This is a genomic window from Paenibacillus sp. A3M_27_13, assembly GCF_024213315.1.
GTDB classification, from domain to species: domain Bacteria; phylum Bacillota; class Bacilli; order Paenibacillales; family Paenibacillaceae; genus Paenibacillus; species Paenibacillus polymyxa_B.
Genome location: NZ_JANAVE010000017.1, coordinates 1 through 22638, shown reverse-complemented (window position 1 = coordinate 22638; position 22638 = coordinate 1). Strand labels below are relative to the sequence as shown.

At 48.9% G+C, this 22638-nt stretch carries 12 protein-coding genes and 3 pseudogenes; 13 read left to right on the top strand and 2 right to left on the bottom strand.

What is annotated here, in order from left to right:
• Positions 1-16 precede the first annotated feature (16 nt).
• From glmM to NLX82_RS27285, 3 genes are all read left to right on the top strand, one after another.
• Positions 17-1357: a phosphoglucosamine mutase gene (gene glmM / locus NLX82_RS27295; RefSeq protein ID WP_013312125.1), complete on the top strand. Its 1341-nt coding sequence runs from the start codon at positions 17-19 to the stop codon at positions 1355-1357.
• 631 nt (positions 1358-1988) lie between these two features.
• Positions 1989-3821 (top strand): glutamine--fructose-6-phosphate transaminase (isomerizing), encoded by a 1833-nt coding sequence (glmS, locus tag NLX82_RS27290; protein WP_071643165.1) that lies wholly within the window; start codon positions 1989-1991, stop codon positions 3819-3821.
• A 184-nt stretch (positions 3822-4005) separates the two neighbouring features.
• The gene (locus NLX82_RS27285) at positions 4006-4251 is read left to right on the top strand and encodes a helix-turn-helix domain-containing protein (protein WP_081376924.1); all 246 of its coding nucleotides are present in this window, start codon (positions 4006-4008) and stop codon (positions 4249-4251) included.
• A gap of 474 nt (positions 4252-4725) precedes the next feature.
• Here NLX82_RS27285 and NLX82_RS27280 read toward each other — a convergent pair whose 3' ends face one another.
• A complete protein-coding gene (locus NLX82_RS27280; RefSeq protein ID WP_028542635.1) occupies positions 4726-5748 on the bottom strand; it encodes an MBL fold metallo-hydrolase in 1023 nt (340 codons plus the stop codon).
• Between the two features lie 165 nt (positions 5749-5913).
• On the opposite strand from NLX82_RS27280, the gene NLX82_RS27275 reads away from it, so the two are divergent.
• The 8 genes and pseudogenes from NLX82_RS27275 to NLX82_RS27240 all read left to right on the top strand — a co-directional run bounded on the left by NLX82_RS27275 (position 5914) and on the right by NLX82_RS27240 (position 12299).
• Complete coding sequence (locus NLX82_RS27275; protein WP_071558190.1) at positions 5914-6924, top strand: fumarylacetoacetate hydrolase family protein; 1011 nt, start codon at positions 5914-5916, stop codon at positions 6922-6924.
• 92 nt (positions 6925-7016) lie between these two features.
• Positions 7017-7598, top strand: a complete 582-nt coding sequence (locus tag NLX82_RS27270; RefSeq protein WP_053326174.1) for a TetR/AcrR family transcriptional regulator — start codon at positions 7017-7019, stop codon at positions 7596-7598.
• 121 nt (positions 7599-7719) lie between these two features.
• Positions 7720-9027, top strand: a pseudogene (locus NLX82_RS27265) (histidine kinase); the annotation flags it as partial.
• A 62-nt stretch (positions 9028-9089) separates the two neighbouring features.
• Positions 9090-9179: pseudogene (locus NLX82_RS27260) on the top strand (DNA-binding response regulator); the annotation flags it as partial.
• Positions 9180-9301: 122 nt separating this feature from the next.
• On the top strand, positions 9302-9700 hold the full coding sequence (locus NLX82_RS27255) for a hypothetical protein (RefSeq protein WP_028542640.1): 399 nt from the start codon (positions 9302-9304) through the stop codon (positions 9698-9700).
• Positions 9701-10183: 483 nt separating this feature from the next.
• Positions 10184-10531 carry a helix-turn-helix transcriptional regulator gene (locus NLX82_RS27250; RefSeq protein ID WP_023990474.1) on the top strand — a complete coding sequence of 116 codons (348 nt, stop codon included), beginning with the start codon at positions 10184-10186 and terminating at the stop codon, positions 10529-10531.
• 546 nt (positions 10532-11077) lie between these two features.
• Positions 11078-11332: a hypothetical protein gene (locus NLX82_RS27245; protein ID WP_068939597.1), complete on the top strand. Its 255-nt coding sequence runs from the start codon at positions 11078-11080 to the stop codon at positions 11330-11332.
• A 517-nt stretch (positions 11333-11849) separates the two neighbouring features.
• On the top strand, positions 11850-12299 hold the full coding sequence (locus tag NLX82_RS27240; RefSeq protein WP_023990471.1) for a group II intron maturase-specific domain-containing protein: 450 nt from the start codon (positions 11850-11852) through the stop codon (positions 12297-12299).
• On the opposite strand, the gene NLX82_RS27235 is transcribed toward NLX82_RS27240, so the two are convergent.
• Positions 12277-12426, bottom strand: a complete 150-nt coding sequence (locus NLX82_RS27235; protein WP_155766956.1) for a hypothetical protein — start codon at positions 12424-12426, stop codon at positions 12277-12279. The genes NLX82_RS27240 and NLX82_RS27235 overlap by 23 nt on opposite strands.
• A 453-nt stretch (positions 12427-12879) precedes the next feature.
• Here NLX82_RS27235 and NLX82_RS27860 point away from each other — a divergent pair.
• Positions 12880-13080 (top strand): annotated as a pseudogene (locus NLX82_RS27860) (diaminobutyrate--2-oxoglutarate transaminase); the annotation flags it as partial.
• A gap of 679 nt (positions 13081-13759) precedes the next feature.
• Positions 13760-22638 (top strand): amino acid adenylation domain-containing protein (locus NLX82_RS27225; protein WP_483312068.1); only part of this gene is annotated, 8879 nt, incomplete at its 3' end.

The window sequence follows — 22638 nt, the reverse complement described above, 5'->3', positions numbered from 1 at the left end:
AAGGGAGTCATTTTACATGGGGAAATATTTTGGTACAGATGGTGTACGAGGCGTTGCTAATCAGGAACTTACAGCCGAACTGGCATATAGCATTGGCCGCTGCGGCGGATATGTTTTAGCAGGTAATGTAGAGAAACCGACAGTTGTTATTGGTATGGATACACGGATATCCGGACTGATGCTGGAATCGGCTCTTGTAGCCGGTTTGCTGTCCATTGGGGCTAATGTGGTTCGTCTAGGTATTGTTTCGACACCTGGGGTGGCATATCTCACACGTCAATTGAAAGCTGACGCTGGTGTAATGATCTCAGCATCACACAATCCAGTTGAAGACAACGGCATTAAGTTTTTTGGCGGCGACGGTTTTAAATTGACAGACGAAACGGAATTGAAAATTGAAGAGCTGATGGATGCAAAAGAAGACCAACTGCCTCGTCCGATTGGCGGCGGATTGGGAACGGTTGTTGTAGACGAGCATTCCCGCTACGATTATCTGGAGTTCTTGAAAACAACAATTAGCCATTCTTTTGAAGGGTTAAAAATTGTACTGGATTGTGCAAACGGAGCAGCTTATGAGCTGGCGCCGAAGCTTTTTGCAGAACTGGGAGCTGAGGTACATACCATCGGTGCCGAGCCAAACGGTTTGAATATCAATGATCATTGCGGATCGACTCATCCTGAGAAGTTGAAAGAGGAAGTGCGCCGCTTGAAAGCGGATATTGGTCTGGCCTTTGACGGCGATGCCGACCGTCTGATCGCGATTGATGAGAACGGGGAAGAGGTAGACGGCGACTATATTCTCTGCATTTGCGGAGATGCAATGAACCGCGCGGGAAAACTTAAGGATAGCACCATTGTATCGACAGTGATGAGTAATATCGGTTTTTATAAAGCTACTGAAAAGCTGGCACTCAAGACTGCAAAAACTGCGGTCGGGGACCGTTATGTGATGGAAGAAATGCGTCGGGGTGGATTTAATCTGGGCGGTGAGCAGTCTGGTCATGTTATTTTCCTGGATCACAATACGACAGGCGATGGCATGCTGACCGGGATTCAGCTGGTAGATACCTTGAAAGCTTCTGGCAAGAAAATGAGTGAGCTAAAATCGCTCATGAAACAGTATCCGCAAGTGCTCGTAAATGTGCGTGTGCAGGACAAACGCAATTACGAGGGGAATCCTGCTATTGCAGAAGCAATTGAGCAGGTGGAACAACAATTGGGTGATAATGGGCGTGTATTGGTCCGTGCTTCAGGCACAGAATCACTTATTCGTGTGATGGCCGAAGGCCCGGATAAGGACGAACTGGAGCAATTTGTCGGTCAGATCGTAGATGTCGTGAAGAAAGAATTAGTTTAAAATTTTGTAAACGTCGGTTGCCTGTGAAAAAGAAGCAGGCAACGGCGTTTGCGGTTATTTACTAACGATTTATGGCCTTCATGGTGTAATTATGAATAAAGTGTCATTGCCAAATGATACTTAGCTGAATATAATATAGGGATGCTGTGACTCAGATAGAGAAAGTGAGGGTTGTAAGGTTCGTAATACAAGCGCCAGAGCTTGATTTTGTGCGGGGGAACTTGGTGGAGAAGCAACGGATTCAGTTGAGATAAAGTTGCTCGCAAATCGGTTCACGACAAAACAAGCTGACGAGGTGAAGGTGTTCGAAACATTCGGCGGGGACCTTCCGGTGAAGCATCAAGCCGTAAACCGGCAGCGGAAAATGAACAGGCAACTGTTTACACAACGCACCGGTAGATGCCTTTATTATTTTATAACCTAAATTATAAGATTCATTTCATGAATGTGCGGCCATCATCATTGGCGTGCGCGGTTTGGGAATTTCGTTACATTCGTGAAGAGATGCCTGTAAATTCTATAGTTATCATTGACAACTTCATAGATGAATGAACTTTATTCCGCAATCTACCGCACACGTTAGTCCTGTGATGAGTCGTCTTGTGAAATGATGATCGGGAGGATAACGAATATGTGTGGCATTGTAGGATATATTGGTAATCAGAATACACAAGAGGTATTGATTGACGGATTGAAGAAGCTGGAGTATCGCGGTTATGACTCTGCGGGTATTGCCGTGTTTACAGATTCAGGATTGCAAGTAGCCAAGGCTAAAGGTCGTCTGGCGAATCTGGAAGCTAAACTGGATGGTACGCCATTGGTAGGCCATGCAGGTATCGGACATACACGTTGGGCAACGCACGGTAAGCCTTCTGATGAAAACTCCCATCCACATTTGGATGAGAGCCAAAAGTTCTCTGTAGTTCACAACGGAATTATTGAGAACTATCTGGAGCTGAAGGAGCAGCTGATTAGCGAAGGTCATACCTTTATTTCCGAAACGGACACGGAAGTTATTTCCCATCTGGTTGCGCGTGAATATAAAGGGGATATCGTCAAAGCAGTACAAAAAGCTATTACCTTTATGCGCGGTGCTTTTGCACTGGGTGTGCTGACAGAGCATGAGCCTAATAAGCTGGTTGCTGTTCGTCAAGCTAGCCCGCTGGTTATTGGTGTGGGAGAAGGCGAGAACTTTATCGGTTCCGACATTCCGGCTATTCTGAAATATACACGCAATGTATTTATTTTGAACGATGGCGAAATGGCTGTTTTGACCAGTGATGCTGTCGAATTAATGACAATCGAAGGCCAATTTATTTCTCGGGAAATGATTCATGTCGAATGGGATGCTGTAACAGCAGAAAAAGGCGGCTATGAGCATTTCATGCTGAAAGAAATTCACGAGCAGCCTAAGGCTTATCGTGACACAATGTTGGGCCGTATCGATAAAGATACTAAAAAAGTTGTTCTTCCTGAGCTGAAGCTGACAGAAGAACAAATTAAAAATATCCGCAACATTCAAATTGTTGCGTGTGGTACAGCTTACAATGCTGGTTTGATTGGTCGTACAGTTATTGAAAGTCTGGCTCGTATACCGGTAGAAAATGATGTGGCATCCGAATATCGTTATCGTTCACCTATCGTAACACCAGAGACATTGGTGATCGTGGTGAGCCAATCCGGTGAAACTGCTGACACGTTGGCAGCCCTGCGTGAAGCACAAGCAAATGGCGCTCATGTACTGGCGATTACAAACGTAGTCGGTAGCTCCATCGCCCGTGATGCAGATGATGTGTTGGTTACACTGGCAGGACCGGAAATTGCCGTAGCCTCCACTAAAGCATATTCTTCACAGTTGATTGCGTTCTATCTGTTTGGTTTGTATCTCGCTCAAGTGCGTGGCACACAAACAGATGAGCAAGTAGCTCATGTGCTGGCTGCTATGGAATCCCTGCCAGAGCAAGTGGAAGAGATGCTGGGTAAAGCAGATGCGATCAAAGCCTATGCTGAGCAAATTGCAAGCCACAAGCACCTGTTCTTTATTGGTCGCGGTCAGGACTATGCTGTAGTACAGGAAGGCTCCCTGAAGCTTAAGGAAATCTCCTACATTCATTCCGAGGCTTATGCTGCGGGTGAATTGAAGCATGGTACACTGGCATTGATTGAAGACGGCATTCCGGTTATCGCTTTGGTAACACAGGAATCCGTGTTGGAGAAAACCGTGAGCAACATTAAGGAAGTCAAGGCTCGTGGTGCAGATGTTCTTGCGATTACGTACGAAGAGCACGCAGTTGAGTTGCTGAAGTCCGTGGATCAGGTATTTGCCATTCCGAAGACACTTCCAATTCTGTCTGCTGCAATTTCAGTTGTATCTCTCCAACTGTTGGCTTACTACGCTTCTCTTGCACTGGGTCATGATGTTGATAAACCACGTAACCTAGCGAAAAGTGTTACTGTAGAATAAGCTTTAGTTGCTATTATGACTTTTTGTCTGGTGATAAAAAAGTGTGGAACCAGTAAAAGAATGTATGGAACCAATAAAAAAACTGTGGAACCAGTAAAAAAAGTATGGAACTAGTTATTTTACAAACATCAAGAAAGATCCCGATGATATTATATCGGGATCTTTTTAGCTTAGGAGGGCAATTATGTCTACAATAGGCCAACGAATTCGAACTATTAGAAAAACAAACAACTTAAATCAAATAAAGTTTGCAAATACAATTGGAATTTCTCAAGGAACGTTGAGTGAACTAGAGCAAGATAAATATAGATCCTCTCTTGATATAATTATAGCAATTAAAGAAAACTTCAATTCCCATATAGAGTGGTTAATCTTTGGAGATACGCCTGTATCAAAGAACCCTATTTTTAATTTAGCTATTGAAGCCTAGGAACTAGAACTTATTTCTTTGTTTCGAGAACTTACTAAAGAAGATAGAGATGAAATTATTGATTTTATAAAGCTGAAGATTGTTCGGTACTAATCTTTCCCGGAAGCTTCTTATTAAGATGCCTTAAAAATGTTAAAAGAAAATAAAGTATTAGACCGTAAAACAAAGTTCTAGACTAAGAAAATAAAGTCTTAGACTGACGATTCGTCATTAAGCTAACGGGCAGGTTAGTGATGGTGGCTACCGCTAAAAGTCTTGGAATCCCTTTAAAGAAGAGAAATACACTTAACATCAAATTTTGGTTATATCGTTTTAGAAGAGTTCTACTAGTAAGTCATAAGTCCATCTCCATTTTTTTCATAATCGGTTCTAAGCGCCGATTTTATTTCCGTGGAACAATTCAAAAGAACGGCCGCTGTTCGCATCGTTTGCGACAGGGCCGTTTTTTGTTTTTCGTAGGCTAGCTTCAAATTGCTATTCTTGCCAAACACTCATAGGGTCCCATGGCTTGATTTGATTACCATATTTTCCGGCCAAAAAAGCTTTCATGTCTTCCAGCTTAGCAGGCACCTCGTTCCAAATTGGAAGGGGTGGTAACCCTCGTTTGCTTTTCAATAGGATATCCACTGTAACATACAAGCGTTCTGGCTGAATCCAATGAAGAAAGCGGGAAATATCAATTTGCTTGGTCAGGGACAAGGAATCAATTTCGCCATTGTAATGCTTGTTGAACTCGCTGAGCAGATTCAGGAGGTAGTCTCTCTGCTCCTTCACGAAGTCCAGGCCGCAGATGGCGCCATGTCCTGGAACAACGATTTCGGGTTTAATTTCATCAATAATGCGATCAAGCACTTTAACCCAATTGAGGGTTCCCTCTTCGCTGTATGCCGTACAACCGTTAAACACGACATCGCCGGCGAACAGCACTTTTTCTTTTGGCATCCACAGCAGCAAGTCACTGTCAGAGTGGGCCGGAGCTACGTTGTAAATCATAACTTCCGTATCTCCAAGACGGATGTTGATATCGTCCTTTATCTCAATATTCGGGAGCACCCATTCTACGCCTTCCAGGTCGAATCCTTCAAATTCCGCTGCAAAAAACCGCTCGCCCGAAGTCGATTCCGGAGAATCCTTTCCTCTTCTAATGACGCTGTCCATCCAGGCGATATTTTCGGTGAGACGCTCTCTGGACGCTTCCTTGTGCATAATAATGCAAGCATCTTCAAACACTTTGTTTCCCCAGGCATGGTCGCTGTTATAGTGCGAGTTCACCACATATGCGGGAGAGCCGCCGTTGCTTACTTCCATAAAAGCCTCCCGCATTTCCCGCGCATGGAACAAATCGAAGAACGTGTCATACACCAGCCCTTCACCCTTGTTGATGAACCCGGCATTGGCCCAACTGATGCCGCGATACGGCGAAATACCGGCAAAGACGCCATCTGCAACTTCAAAAAATTTAACACGAGGTTTTTGGATAATATGTCCATACTTCATGAAAATTCTCCTTTGCGTATATGTTTTTGGGGTAAGGCATACTGACTATGCCTTTATTATAGAGAATGGAAAACAGAAATGCAAGCATGTGCTTGCATGCATTTTCTCTGTGCTATATGATAGTAACAGAACAACATCACACTACATGGATGGAGGCGCTGCAACATGAAGCTAGTAACCTTTCAAACCAAGACATCCCAGGAACCTTTGTTTGGGCTTGTAATTAACGAGAAATTTGTCGTGTCTTTTGCCGCAATCATGAAAAAGCAGGGAACATTCGTTGACAGTCTTGAATGTATGGACAGCTATCTTCATTATTTGCCGGCAAGTTATGATGCCGCTAAGGAATTGATGCAATATGCTGTCGAACAGTCGCATCAATTCAATGAACATGAAATCTGCCCGATTGCAGCGGTAAAACTGCTGCCGCCGGTTCCGAATCCGGCTGCGCTTATCGATTTTGGGCTGACGCCAAGACATCTGAGAAATGCTGGCGCAAATCTGCTGCAAAGAGAATATACAGGGTCGGAAAGAGAAGAGCTTAAACGAAATATTACCGAAAAATTCCAGAAAGATCCGAATAAAGTAACTTTCAGTTATTACAAGTGTAACCATAATGCATTAATTGGCGATGGGGATACGATTCATTGGCCTTCGTACACTTCCTACCTGGATATCGAGCCGGAGCTGGCCTTTGTTACAGGGAAGGGGAACTGCATTGCAGGTTATGTTATTTTTAACGACAGTACTGTCCGCGATGTGCAGTGGCCGGATTTCCAGGCGCTGACCGGACCGACGCGCTGCAAAGATTTTGATCGCAGCAAAGGAATAGGACCATTTCTGGTTACGCCGGATGAAATCGACAACCCGCTGGTACTGGATGTGGATGTACGCATCGGGGAGAGACTGCACTGGAAGGGAAGCACATCCGAGTATTCTGCACATCCTGCAAAAGTGATGGAGGAGGTTCTCAAAGTTTTCACGCCGCTCCCGGGCACGATTATAGGAATGGGGACGATACCGGATTGCTGCGCAATCGAGACCGAACAATGGCTGTTGCCCTCTGACCGAATCCAGATTACATTTGATAAATTAGGCACGCTCACGCAATTGGTGCCTGATCATGTCAAGATTACGGAACCAAGCCGCTGGGAAAAAAGAAGCGATTTGCCTTAAATAAACGTTTATGAAAATGATGAACCCCGACCCTGCTGCACATGCAAAACTTGTAGTAGAATAGGTTTAACATATGCAAAAGGAGAAATACAATGCAAACTTCAGACAGAATCATTGAAGCCGCGACACGACTCATCAAAAAGAAGGGCTATCGGGGAGTAAGCACCAAAGCCATTGCAACGGAAGCTAAAGTCAATGAATCTACGATTTTCCGGCAATTTGGAAGCAAGAAAGGCATATTGGAAGCCATCATTGAAAGACATTCGGATATCCCGCAATTTGAGAAGCTGTTAAAAGAGGACGCGACCGATAATCCGGAAGTCGATCTGCTGAATGTAAGCCAGCAGTACCGTTTGTTTTTCCATAAAAATGCGGACATCATTTTGATTGGCATCCGCGACAAAGGAATGCTTCCCGAATTGGACAGAGTGCTGGCCGATCCGCCGGTGAAGCTGCACTCCTTGCTGGTTGAATATTTTGAACGCTTGCAGAAGAAAAAAGTTATAGCCAGACAGGATGAGCGTCTTGCCGCCATGTCTTTTCTCTCGATGTGCTACGGATTTCAGATGAGCGAGCTGATTCACCGGCAATATCAGTCCCAACTCGTCACCGAGGAAGAGTTCTACAAGCACAGTGTCTCATTGTTTGTAAAAGGAATTTTGTCTCAGTCATAAGCTTTGTTGATTTATTTAAATATGCCGAAGACTGCTTGCGCAGCTTTAACTCTAGAACAATTGAAAGAAGATGCACCAAGATGCTCGAAAGCTCGTTATACTGCAACCGGGACATTATTTCTGGCAAGGCTCCGTCATCAATGACATTCTAAAAAAATCCAAAAATATGGATATCTTTATCGTTGCTGATCGGGCGGAGCACCATGGAGAGCGAATTCTGCCAGCCAAAATGACCAATCCGAAGAAAAACCCGTTATATCACCGCTTAAATTCACGGGAAGTGGATGAGAAAATTGGACGAATCAAAAGGGGGAGATTCAAGGTCTTTATTGGTGCGGCTCCTGGAGTTGGCAAAACCTACACTATGCTGCGAGAGGGCAATCATCTTCTTAAAAAGGGCATTGATGTTGTAAATGGTTTGCTGGAAACGCATGGGCGAAAAGAAACCATCCAGCAGGTTGCAGAACTGCCATTAATCGAGCGCACAAAAATCAAATATTCAGGCACAGAACTTGTAGAAATGGATATTGGGGCAATCATCCGGCGGAATCCTGAACTGGTACTTGTCGACGAGTTGGCTCACACCAACGTTCCCGGTAGCAAAAACAAAAAGTGATATGAAGATGTATTGGAAATTTTGAATGCTGGGATTTCTGTCATTTCTACCGTTAACGTTCAGCATTTAGAGAGCTTAAATGATGCAGTGGAGCAAATTACAGGGGTGCGTGTCAGGGAAACCGTCCCGGATTCCATTCTTCGCCTTGCTGACGAGGTCGAGCTGATCGATGTGGCACCGCAGGCTCTACAAGCCCGTATGAAGAAAGGAAAGATATATGCCCGGGAGAAGATAGATCAGACTCTGGGGAACTTTTTTAAAATTGGAAATTTAATTGCTTTAAGGGAGCTGGCGCTTCGGGAAATTGCGGACGATGTGGATGAACGTCTGGAAGCATGGGAGTGCAAAAGTTCCTTACGTGGACCCTGGAATAAGCGGGAGGTCATTTTCGTATGCGTCAAGCTGATTTCCAATGCAGAAAGGTTAATCCGGCGGGGATTTAGAATTGCATTCCGACTAAAGGCACAATGGATTGTCACATATGTACACCCAACGGATACGATGAATGAAGAGGAATTGATGAAAAAAGAGAAACTCAAAAGCCTGGTAGTGCGTCTAGGCGGGCATTTTGAAGTTGTGCCACTTGGGCATTCTGATAAGCTTGCAGATGTTCTTCTTGCCAGAGCTAATGAATATCATACTACCCAACTCATTATTGGTCAGAGTGACAGCCCCATATGGAAACGTTTACGAGAAGGAACAATTATCCAAAAGTTACTGAGCACTGCGCGGCATATGGATATTCTTGTGGTCGCCAATTACGATCCTCATATCAAGCGAGATACTCTTCCTGATAGTATTATGCAAGGTTAAGTATAAGAGAAGAGTATCATTGAATGCCTGCATTCAAATAAATGGAACCTCGTTATACTATGGTTAAAAACCATTTGAAAATTATATTGCAAAAGTTGCATCTTCAAAATCGTGTCCAGCTTACAAGATATGCGCTTGAACAAGGCACCTGAAAAGTGGGGAGAAGGTTGTTTTTATGCGCGCAATCAAGCTATATGTGGGGGCTGTTAAATCACAAATTGTCTCCAAGCTATGTCATCCCTCTTGCTACGTTTAACGTACCAGGATTGAACATTTGCGCGAGTTTTTTCAATTCCTTCATTGTACTCATTCAAATATTAATAACGACTTGTTTACCATTGCCCACAATAACTGGCTCCTGCTTCACATGCAAAGAGCCATTCGCTTTACTAAAATCCGAAAGAACATGTTTTATTTTTTAAATAGAGATAAAGTTGAACAAACCCATTCTTTTTATACAACAACAATGTATTCAAAATTTCTCAGTCGCTTTGGCGAAGAAATGTTGTCGCAAATTGGGCTGTCAGATCAGGATATTGTGCTTCCTTCGCTCTGGGGAAAAGAGGCGTTGATTAATCCCCTTATCTACATTATTTATATGATTTATTTCTCTGATTCAGTGGCCAACTTTTTGAAATTAAAATCCGATGAGGGGCTAAGTAATAACGGATAATTATAAAATGACTTTTTAATTGAAGGAGAAGCTTTAAATATGATTTGAGAACTCAACTTTATTGTATATAGACACTAATTTGTCTTCGGACAATAAAGTTGTGTACTAAACAATAAAGTTGTGTACTAAATATTAATGAAAAATAACAATAATATCTCTTCTTAGTAAGTATTTAACAAAAGTCCGATGAGCAAGTATCATCGGGCTTTTTTTATTAAATTCAGGAGGCGACTGCTTTGGCTCAATCAGAGCGAGTATAGTTGCATGACAAATCAAAGGGCTTTGAACCCTTTCCTGTATTGGTATCTTAAGTAATTGAAGCAGGAGAAATCCAAGTTTCTGTTGAAAACAGTATGAGAAATCAAGAGCTTATTGTCGCGATGAAAAAAATGTTTTTTTATCTAAAATACAAATGAATATATAATATATATAACTATTATAAATTAAGTATGTATTTCATTTTTATGGATGGTAGGTGGAGCAATGAAGACTTTGGGTGAAAAGATAAAGAGTATAAGAAAATTAAATAAGCTTAATCAAACTGACTTTTCATCTACTATTGGTATTTCTCAGGGTACATTAAGTGAATTGGAAAAAGATAAGTACAAACCATCCTTAGAAACCGTAATTGCCCTTAAACTAAATTTCGATATTGATTTAGATTGGTTATTACTTGATGAGGCGGCAACTTTTTATAGTGGATTATTTCAAGTTAAGTTAGATGATCTTGAATCAAAATTAATCTCAGGATTTCGAAAGTTAGACCTGGGCGATAAACAGGAAATAGAGGGAATTGTTGATTTGAAGTTAAAGCGGTATAGAGATAAATGAACTTTCGCGGAGCCGTGAAGGGGACTCATTATTGCAAAGCCTTCAGTAGTTATGTTTTAAGTTCACATTAGACATATGATCCATCCAATTGAGATGGACACATGGCTATCCATATAAATCTGGAAGAAGAAAGTCCCAATTTTTTTTACTATAGGGTCTCCGAAACAAAAAGTGATTGATGTTATGGGAACTTCGACATCGATCATCGGAAACTCATGGACTTATGGGAATCAAATGTGGAATTGGACTCTAATGATCATATCATTGGGTGGAGTAATATCAACCATAATTTGAAAGTATCTATTGGCTTAAAGAAGAAGGGGGCCGCTCCATTTACGATAGGATCTTCCATCCAAGATGTAATTGATGCCATGGGCACACCGACGTCTATAAGATGTTCGTTACGAGTCCTGGTTTGAATATTAGTGCTCCTTGGAGTATATGCGTACACTCGTATATCCTTCTACAGCTCATGCGAAGCCATGAGTCGGGGTAGTCAAAGAGGAAATTCAAAGAATAGAGCTTCCTTTTGGAAGCTTGAATGTAGTGATCCCAAGTCCGCAGCTTAATGTCAAAGATGCACTTGATCAATTAAGTGAGGATTCTTTAGTTTGTGCTGGGCGTATTAATTACGAGTTATTGATGGAGTATGCTGCAAAAGGTTTCTTTAAAAAATCTGAGATTAATCGGTTTCGTCAGTTAAAAAATATAACGACTAAATATATACTGACCAAGCTGGAGAAAGACGAATGGATGCATAAATTTTTTCATAAAAAGCAACCCAATTTAAGATTCCTCTAAGACGACACTATCTGTAGCAGTGTTATTTTTCAAAGGGATTGGAGAATAAAAGAAAGCAACCTAAGATAATCCGACGGAGACCAAAGATGTGAAAATTACGTGCTGAGCGATTGTATATCAACCTCGATAACCAAGATATTTATGATGGTAAGACCTATTTTTTTATTCCTTAAAGCACAATTCATGGTATAATCTCACTAAATATACATCCTTTATAATTTACGCTTTTTTGTCGAAAGTTAGTTTATTAAGAAGCTAGCCTAGTACTGAAATCTCTCTTGAAAAATTATATATCACACATCTTAAAGTCAGGCACCTTGTTTTTACAATGGGGCTTTTTTTGCATTAAGAAACTACGAGGTGAATGGAGGGGCATTATGGCTCAAGCATATCCGATTCCCACCACGATAGAAAAATGGATAAAACAAGGTAAAGGCCAGGGTATGGGAAACCCGTAAAGCGCCAATATATCCCCAAGAAGGATGCGGATCGGGCATACGAGATCATTCGAACGATAATGGAACGTCTGGAGTTAACGTTACACCCGACAAAAACGCGAATCGTCGGACTATGGACAGGAGAAGAAGGCTTCGACTTCCTAGGCATGCTTCACCGAAAGACGAAGGCCGAAACTTCCGAAAGCCAAGTATATTATACGACCCAACAATGGCTGTGCCGTAAGGCAAAGGAGCGAATTAGGGAAGTCGTGAAGGAACGACTAGCCCCTGCGAATATGCGTCACAAATCATTCCAAGAACATTTGGAATACTTAAACCCGAAAATACAGGGTTGGCGTAACTACTACGTTACGACCTACAGCCAAAGGAAGATGGCTAAACGTGACTGGTACATCCTTCAGCGACTCACAAAATGGTATGCCAAGAAGCGTATGAGGGAAAACCTCACGTACGGTTTGATGAGGAGGGGCAGAATTTATCTGCCCTTTACTCTAGCAGAGGCGCAGTGAAGACGGCGGGATACAAAACTATGCCGGCTGCCATCCCGGCGGACGCTACGGCCAGCTTCCAGCCGGGCAGTTCCAACCGAGTATCCAACGGATTTTCCAGCAGAATATCCAGCTGACATCCAGTCACGTTTCCAGCCAGGCTTCCAGAAATTCGTCAGGTAATCATGTTAAGTTATCGCAAAGCGCAAGGATTCGGAGCACCGGCAGAGAATGTATACAGGGAAGATCTCCCAAATCGGCCGGCACCCCGCCTGAATGTCGACACGCGTCGAATTCCTCGATTGATGGCAAACCATTCCCAGCGTTCTTCTCCATTCGCTCTTTTTAGGCAAAATATTAACACCTTGACCAAATTTAACTAAAGTTTTACTATACATTCTTCGGAATTTTGATATAATTTTACCTAGGTTACCTTTCCAATTATGATAGAAAATAGAATTGGATGGTTTTTATACCTATCCAAGCTGTGTGCGAGAGACCAGTCCACTGGCTACCCAGCAAGCTGGCATGCGGGGACCGACAATTGTGGAAAATGACTGCCGAGAATATGTTGCTCCATGACTTCAGAAGGTTCAGAAAGGATGAAGCCGAGGCGAAGCGGATGACGGAGATCAGCTTCGAGAACGGGCTCATCATTGAAAGAGCCGGCAGAGGAGACTGCGTACTGAAGATCATGCCTCCGCTGACCGTCTCGATGGAGCATCTGGCCGCCGGCTGCGACATTATCAAGTCCAGTATGCAGCAGGTGATCTCTCAGGAGACCCAGGATTTGCTGGTAACGAAAGCAGGTGGACGCCCCGGCAAGAGGCACGGAAGTGCCTTCTGGGGGTCGTGCGGCCCTGATGTTAAGATAACGTTTTCATCCCATTGGAAGATTTTCTCCCCATGCTGCCTGCGGTACCGTCAGGCAGCATGGAATTCACCGCCGATCCAAGGGCTGTCCCGTTTATGCCATACGGAGCATTCTTTGAGCCTCATGCAGCACCATTGTCACATCTAATCGTCAGGAAAAGCTCACTACCCCGCAGCCAGATCTTTACTTATCCACACCAGGCGGGGGAATACTAAAATCGTACATAGAGTGTATCAATATCCCTTAAACATAGGCTTCGACAAAGGCAGCTCCGGTGCCGAATCCGGAGGTACGGTCGACTTCCTGCTGGCCGGCCGGAACCCTACAGCAAGCCTAACATCGATGGGTGGAACATCCCTTGTCCACCCCCAAATCTAATTCCGAACCCAATGTTAAACCAAAGCCCGTCTTCGGGCGGCTCGTCCGCAGCAAGCATATTGAAGCAGAGGAGCCGGAAGCAGCTGCATCTCTTGCGTAGAACGATGCTCTTTGTTGTCTTTCACGCATGGGAGCCGAGCGGGACAGCTGCTAGGCAGAGGATTGCCGCATGCGATCAAACGGGCAAGCGAAGCGGTGACCTGGCGAAAGCCATTGACATTGTTGTCACATGTTTGAAAAGGCGGGGAGCGAGGCTGAAGCGTTGCTGCGGCATATGCTCCGCCGGATTGCTTTTACCGATGAAGAGAGGGGAACGATCCAGATGGCTTTTGAAAAAGAAACGTTGTTTTGGAACGAAAAATTCGGTAGCGACGATTATACCTTGACGCCGCTGCCTTACAGCAAAGCTCCAAGCTCCCTGGCGCCCATTATGAAAACCGTGGGCGGTTCGCTTTCGGAAAAAGCGGCGCAGCGCGTCCTTCAAATGAGCAAGGGCGCTCCGCTGGCCGCTTTTATGATTTTGCTCGCCGGTGTTCAGTCACTCTTGCATAAATACACAGGCGCTTCTGACATTCTGGTCGGCATGCCGGTTGTACGGAAACCGACGGAGACGCGTCGATCCGTTAATCATACGGTCATTTTGAAAAACTCGCTTTCGGCGGGTGCGACTTTTAAAACGCTTCTGAGCGAGCTGAGGACTTCCTTGCCGGAAGCGATTCAGCATCAACATATTCCGTTCTTGAAAATGACGGAGAAGCTGGACCTGCAATATGCAGACGGTATACCCGTCATCCATACGCTAGTATCCCTTAAGGAGCTGCATCTGGACGAAATCGGGCAAAATGTGGTCACGGATTGTTCCTTTGAATTCAGCTTAACCGACGGGACGATACAGCTAGCGCTGTCATATAACGAGCACTTATATGACTCCGAGTTTATGACTCGGGTCGTCGGCCATCTGAATCGCCTGCTGGCCGTGGGGCTTCACGAGTTGGAGCTGGACATCGTGCGGGCGGACATGCTGTCGGAAGACGAGAAATTTCAATTGCTGCAAAGCTTTAACGATACCGAGAAGGACTATCCCCGTGATCGGACGATTCATCAGCTCGTGGAGGAGCAGGCGAAGCGGGTGCCCGAAGCGACGGCGGTTGTCTTTGAGGGGCGGCGGCTTTCGTACGCGGAGCTGAACGAACGGGCGAACCGGCTGGCGCGGACGTTGCGATCGGTCGGCGTGCTGCCCAATCAGCTGGTAGGCTTGATGGTCAGGAGATCGCTGGAGACGGTCGTTGGCATTCTGGCGGTTCTGAAAGCTGGCGGTGCCTACGTGCCGATCGACCCGGAATACCCGGAAGAACGCATCCGCTACATTCTGGAGAACTCGAATGCGCAGCTGCTGCTGACTCAACGGCACCTGCTGCAGCAGGTGCCGTTCGAAGGGACTGTGGTGGCGCTGGATGACGAGCAGGCCTACAGCGACGATGGCTCGAACCTGGAGCCGGCCAGCGGTCCGAACGATCTGGCTTATGTCATCTATACGTCAGGTACGACGGGCAATCCCAAAGGGGTCATGCTGGAGCATCGCGGTTTGGTCAGCTTGAAGCTGATGTTCGCGGACAGGCTGGGCATCACGGAGCATGACCGGATCGTTCAATTCGCCAGCCTGTCGTTCGACGCGTCCTGCTGGGAAGTGTTCAAAGCGCTCTATTTTGGCGCGGCTTTGTACATCCCGACGGCCGAGACGATTCTCGACAACCGCCTGTTCGAGAGTTATATGAACGAGCATGCGATAACGGCGGCGATTTTGCCTCCGACGTACAGTGCTTATTTGAACCCGGACCGCCTTCCCAGCTTAACGAAGCTCGTAACGGGAGGCTCGGCGGTATCGGCCGAATTCGTGCAGCAGTGGAAACGCAAGGTCCACTATTTCAATGCTTACGGCCCTACCGAAGCTTCGATTGTTACGACGCTTTGGGATGCGGATGAGGAGCAGCCGGAGGGCAGAGTCATTCCGATCGGGCGCCCGCTGGCCAATCACCGGATTTTTATTTTGGATGCCCACCTGCAGCTTGTGCCTCCGGGAGTGGACGGCGAGCTGTGCGTGGCAGGCGTGGGGCTTGCGAGAGGTTACCTGAACCATCCGGAGCTGACGGCAGAGAAGTTCGTGGAACATCCGTTTGCGCCGGGAGAACGCCTTTATCGGACGGGAGATCTCGCCCGCTGGCTGCCGGACGGAAATATTGAGTACTTGGGCCGGATCGACCATCAGGTGAAAATCCGTGGATTCCGGATCGAGATCGGCGAGATTGAAGAGCAGCTTCTGAAGATCGACTCCGTGCAGGAGACGATCGTAATCGCGCGGGAAGGCAAAAGCGGGCAAGAACTGTGCGCTTACCTGGTCGCGGGGCGCCCGCTTACGCTCGGCGAGCTAAGAAGCGCGCTGGCGCAAAAATTGCCGAATTACATGATTCCGGCGCATTTTGTTCAGCTTCCGCAGATGCCGCTCACGCCGAACGACAAAATCGACCGGAAGGCTTTGCCCGCTCCGGAAGGAAACGCGCTGACCGGCGGCGCGTACGTAGCTCCCCGCAATGAAGCCGAGCGGACGCTTGCCGATGTGTGGCAGGCGGTATTGAACGCCGATCGCGTTGGGGTAACGGATCATTTCTTCGAGCTGGGCGGAGACTCGATCAAGTCCATTCAAGTATCTTCGCGGCTTCATCAAGCCGGGTACAAGCTGGAAATCCGGGATTTGTTCAAATATCCGACTATTTCACAGCTCAGTCTGCATGTGAAACCGATCGGACGTACCATTGATCAGGGCGAAATAACGGGTGAAACGGCGCTGACGCCGATTCAGCATTGGTTTTTCGAGAGCTCCTTTGCGGACCCGCATCATTTCAACCAGTCGGTGATGCTGTACCGGAAGGAACGCTTCGACGAAGAGACGGTGCGTCAGGTGCTGCAAAAGCTGGCCGAGCATCATGACGCCTTGCGGATGGTGTTCCGCAAGACGGAACAAGGGTTTAGCGCGCGGAACCGCGCGATTCAGGACGGCGGGCTGTTCACGCTGTACGTGTTCGACTTCAAGGATGCGGAGAATACCGCGCAGGCTGTGGAAGCGAAGGCAACGGACATTCAAGCGGGCATCGATCTGGAGAACGGGCCCCTCGTGAAGGCGGGACTGTTCCGGTGCGCGGACGGCGATCATTTGCTGCTCGCGGTTCATCATGCCGTGGTGGACGGCGTGTCTTGGCGCATTTTGATGGAGGATTTCGCTCTGGGTTACGAGCAGGCCGGCAAAAGCGAGGAAATTCGTTTCTCGGCGAAAACGGATGCGTATCGCACTTGGTCCGAGCAGCTGGCCGCTTACGCGCAAAGCCCGGAGATGGCGAAGGAACGGGCCTATTGGCAGGCCGTGGAACAAATTGCGGTTCCGGCCGTGCCGAAGGATCTGGAGGCGGACGTTACGACGCAGCAGGACAGCGAATCGCTGTTCGTCCGTTTGACTCCCGAAGAAACGGAGCTGCTGCTGAAGCGGGTTCACCGGGCCTACAACACCGAAATGAACGATATTTTGGTAACGGCGCTCGGCATAGCCGTTCGCAAGTGGACGGGACACGAACGGGTGCGGATCAATCTCGAAGGACACGGACGCGAATCGATCGGAACGGATATCGACATCACGCGCACAGTCGGCTGGTTTACGACCAAGTTTCCGGTCGTCTTGGAGCCGGAAACCGACCGGGATTTGGCCTATCAGATTAAACAGGTCAAGGAAAGCTTGCGCCGCATTCCGAACAAGGGGCTTGGGTACGGCGTATGCCGCTATCTCTCCAAATCGGAGGATGGCTTTGTTTGGGGCGCAGAGCCGGAAATTAATTTTAACTACCTCGGCCAGTTCGACGATGATGTCAATCAGGACGAGATCGGCATATCTTCTTATTCCAGCGGCAGCCCGGCCAGCGACCGGCAGGCCCGCAGCTTTGTGCTGGATATCAATGGCATGGTGCTGGACGGCACTTTATCGCTCGATCTCAGCTACAGCCGGAAGCAGTATCGCAAGAAAACGATGGAAGCCTTCGCTCAGCGGCTTGAGCAAAGTCTCCGAGAGCTCATTACCCACTGCGCAGGCAAAGAAAACACCGAATTGACGCCGAGCGACGTGCAATTTAAAGGCTTGACCATCGCGGAATTGGAGCAAATCGCCCAGCGCTCGGGCCATCTCGGGGAAATCGAAAATATTTACTCGCTTACGCCGATGCAGAAGGGCATGTGGTTCCACAGCGCGCTTGACCGGCAAACTGCCGCTTACTTCGAGCAGACGCGGTTTACGATGCGGGGAGCGCTCGACGTCCAGCTTTTCGAGAGGAGCTGGATGGAGCTTGCGAAACGTCATCTGGTGCTGCGGGCGAATTTTGTGAAAGGACCGGCGGGCGAGCCGCTGCAAATCATATACCGCGACAAGCCGGTCGGCTTTGAATATGAAGAGCTGCTTCATTTGCAGGTGGACGAGAAACAAGCGTATTTGGATAAAAAGGCCGAGGATGACAAGCTTCGCGGCTTCGACCTGGAACATGACGCGCTCGTTCGGGTTACGATCCTGCGCACCGAAGAGCAAAGCTATCATGTGCTGTGGAGTTTCCAGCATATTTTGATGGACGGCTGGTGCCTGGCGCAGCTGACGCAGGAGCTGTTTGAGACGTACTCGACCTTGGCATCCGGCAAGCAGCCAGCGGGAGATAAGGGATCGGATTATGGCGCCTATATCGAATGGTTGGAGAAACAGGACGATCAGGCGGCATCCGGCTATTGGACGGCATTCCTGTCAGGTTATGAAGGGCAAACTGTACTCCCGGGACAAAAGGAACCGGCGCTGAACGGCAGATTTACGGCTGATCACGTCACAGCCGAGCTGGGCAAGGAGTTGAGCGAGCGGATGGATCGGGTGGCGAAAGAGCGCCTGGTTACGGTCAATACGCTGTTGCAAGCCGCTTGGGGCGTGATGCTGCAAAAATATAACGGAACAAACGATGCCGTATTCGGCAGCGTCGTGGCCGGAAGACCGGTGGAAATCCCGGGCATCGAGTCCATGATCGGGCTGTTCATCAATACGGTGCCGGTCCGCGTCACGAGCGAAGCCGACACCGTGTTCGCCGATATGATGGCGAAACTCCAAGAGCGTGCGCTGGAGTCCGGGCGATATGATTACTATCCGCTGTATGAAATTCAAGCCCGCAGCGTGCAAAAGCAGAACCTGATCAACCATATCATCGCTTTCGAGAACTATCCGGTGGACGAGCAGATGGAGCAGGCGGGCGACCAGCAACACGGCGACCTGACGATCGCTGACGTTCAGATGGAGGAGCAGACGAACTATAACTTCAACGTGACCGTGGTGCCGGGAGCCGAGATCGAAATTCGGTTCGACTTTAACGCCGAAGTGTTCGATAAAGACAGCATCGAGCGGCTCAAGGGGCATCTCGTCCATCTGCTGGAGCAGGTGACGGATAACCCGGAAATTACAGTGGGCGAGCTGGAACTTGTGACGGAGGCGGAAAAGGCCGACCTTCTCGGACGTTTTAACGACACCACCACGGAATTTCCGCGCGGGAAGACGCTCGTTCAATTGTTCGAAGAGCAGGCGGAGCTTTACCCGGACAACGTGGCCGCTGTCATGAACGAGCGGCAGCTGACTTACCGCGAGCTGAACGAGCGATCCAACCGCCTTGCGCGGAAGCTGCGGGAGACGGGAGTAGAAGCGGACCAGCTGGTAGCGATTCTGGCCGAACGCTCGCTCGATATGGTCGTCGGCATTCTGGCGATTCTCAAAGCGGGCGGAGCCTACGTGCCTGTCGATCCCGACTACCCGGAGGAGCGCATCCGCTTCATGATCGAGGATTCGGGCGCGCCGTTATTGCTGATTCAAAAGCATCTGCACGAGAAGACTGACTTCGCAGGAACGCGCCTCGAATTGGATGATTTCGTTTGGAGGGACAGAGGGGCGGGCTCCGAAGGTGCGCTGGACGCTTCGAACCTGGAGCCGATTTCCGGGCCGGATAACCTGGCATATGTCATCTACACGTCGGGAACGACCGGCAGACCGAAAGGAACGCTGATCGAGCATAAGAACGTCGTGCGGCTCCTGTTCAACGACAAGAACCTGTTCGACTTCGGGCCGTCCGACACGTGGACGCTGTTCCACTCGTTCTGCTTCGATTTCTCCGTCTGGGAAATGTACGGAGCGCTGCTGTACGGAGGCAAGCTGGTCATCGTACCGCCGCTGACGGCGAAAAATCCGGCTGATTTCCTGGCGCTGCTGGGCCGCGAACAGGTCACGATTTTGAACCAGACGCCAACGTACTTCTACCAGCTGCTGCGTGAGGTCTTGGCGGACCATCCGTACGATCTGCGGATTCGCAACGTCATCTTCGGGGGCGAAGCGCTGAGTCCGCTGCTGCTCAAGGGCTTCAAGACGAAGTACCCGGAGACGAAGCTGATCAATATGTACGGCATTACCGAGACGACGGTTCACGTGACGTATAAGGAAATAACGTGGGTCGAAATGGAGGCGGCGAAGAGCAATATCGGCAAGCCGATCCCGACGCTGAGGGTGTACGTCCTGGATGAAAACCGCCGCCCAGTGCCGATCGGCGTAGTGGGCGAAATGTACGTGGCCGGGGAAGGCCTTGCGAGAGGATACCTGAACCGTCCGGATCTGACGGCGGAGAAGTTCGTCGATTCCCCGTTTGCGGAGGGGGAGAAACTGTACCGCTCGGGCGACTTGGCGGCTTGGCTGCCGGACGGCAACATCGAATACCTGGGCCGGATCGACCACCAGGTCAAAATCCGCGGGTACCGGATCGAGCTGGACGAAATCGAGACGCAGCTGCTGAACGTCGAGGGCGTGGAAGAAGCGGTGGTGCTCGCCCGTCAGGACGGTGGGGGCGAGAAGGCGCTTGTCGCCTACTTTGTGGCGGACCGAACGCTGACGGTCAGCGAAATGAGAACCTCGCTGGCCCAGGGAATGCCGGGGTACATGATCCCGTCGTACTTCGTGCAGTTGGAGCGTATGCCGCTGACGACCAACGGCAAAGTGGACCGCAAAGCGCTGCCGGAGCCGCAAGGCGGCATACAAACGGGCGTCGAATACGTAGCGCCGCGTAACCGGACGGAGTCCCAGCTTGTGAAGATCTGGGAGGAAGTGCTGGGCTACTCTGGCATTGGAGTCCTGGACAATTTCTTCGAGCTCGGAGGCCACTCCTTGCGGGCGACGAACCTTGTCAGCAAGATTCAGAAGGAAATGAACGTCGAGCTGCCTCTGCGCGACGTATTCCGCTACTCGACGATCGAAGAGATGGCTCTTGCCATCTCCCGGATCGGAGAGCAGTCGTTCTCGTCGATTCCGCTGGCAGGCGCAAGAGCATATTATCCGCTTTCCTCAGTTCAGAAGCGGCTGTTTATCCTGAATCAGCTGGAAGGGGCCGATCAGAGCTACAACATGCCGAGCGTGCTGCTGCTGGAAGGATCGATTGACCGGAGCCTGCTGGAGAAGGCTTTCCGCGGACTGATCGCACGGCACGAAACACTGCGAACCGGCTTTGAGATCGTACAAGGCGAAGCAATACAGCGCATTTACGAGAGCGTCGACTTTGCCGTCGAGTACCGTCATGCGAGCGAGGAAGAAGCGCCTGAAGTCGTGCAGGACTTTATCCGGCCTTTCGACTTGGCGAAGCCTCCGCTGCTGCGGGCGGAGCTCGTAGAGCTGGCAGCCGAACGTTATTTGCTGATGTTCGACATGCACCATATCGTCTCCGACGGGGTTTCGATGGACGTGTTAGTCGAGGAACTCGTTCGTCTGTACGGCGGCGAGTCATTAGAGCCTTTGCACATTCAATACAAGGACTATGCGGTATGGCAGCAGTCGGACGAGCAAAAAGTGCAGTTGAAACGCGAGGAAGCTTACTGGCTGGACCGTTACCGGGGCGAGCTGCCGGTTCTGGAAATGCCGACGGACTATCCGCGTCCTGCCGTGCAGAGTTTTGAGGGACAAACGCTGACGTCCTTCGTGGACAAGGCAACGAACGAAGGCTTGAAGCAGCTGGCCGCTCAAAGAGGAGCCACGCTGTATATGGTGCTGCTTGCGGCATATACCGTGCTTTTGCATAAATACACAGGTCAGGACGATTTGATCGTCGGAACGTCGATTGCGGGCAGAACGCACGGAGACACGCAGCCTTTGATCGGAATGTTCGTCAATACGCTGGCGCTCCGCAATTATCCGGCTTCGGAGAAGACCTTCCTGTCGTATCTGGAAGAAGTGAAAGAAACGACCTTAGGCGCTTACGAGCATCAGAATTATCCGTTCGAAGAGCTCGTTGATAAAGTGCAGGTCAGCCGGGATTTGAGCCGCAACCCGCTGTTTGACACGATGTTCTCCCTGCAAAACTTGGAGGATAAAGAGTTTGAGCTGGAAGGGCTGAAATTGTCCCCGTACCCTAGCGAATACGGCACGGCCAAGTTCGACCTGAGTGTGGATGTTACGGAAGAAAACGGCGGCCTGGAGTGCAGCTTTGAATTCGCAACGGCTCTTTATAAAGAAAGCACGATCCGGCGGCTGTCGACTCATTTCGGACATTTGCTTGCGGCGATCGTAAGCCGTCCGGATGCGAAGATTGCCGAGCTGAACTTGTTGACGGCAGAGGAAAAAGAGCAAATTCTCGGCGCGTTTAACCCGGCGCAGCCGGAAGCGGCTTCTGTGGCCGCGTTCCACCGGCTGTTCGAGGAACAGGCGGAGCGCACGCCGGAAGAGGCGGCCGTCGTGTACGAGAACGAGCGGCTGACGTATGCGGAGCTGAACGAGCGGGCAAACCGCTTGGCGGCCACGCTGCGCGCAAGCGGCATCGGCCGGGAGACGATCGTCGGCATTCTCGCCGAGCGTTCGGTGAACTTGCTGGTGGCCGTGCTGGCCGTCTGGAAAGCGGGCGGGGCGTATGTACCGCTCGACCCGGATTATCCGACAGACCGCGTGCGGTTCATGCTTGAAGACAGCGGAGCGAAGGTGCTGCTGACGCAAACGCTGCTGCGAGAGCGTGCCGAAGCCTGGCTCGG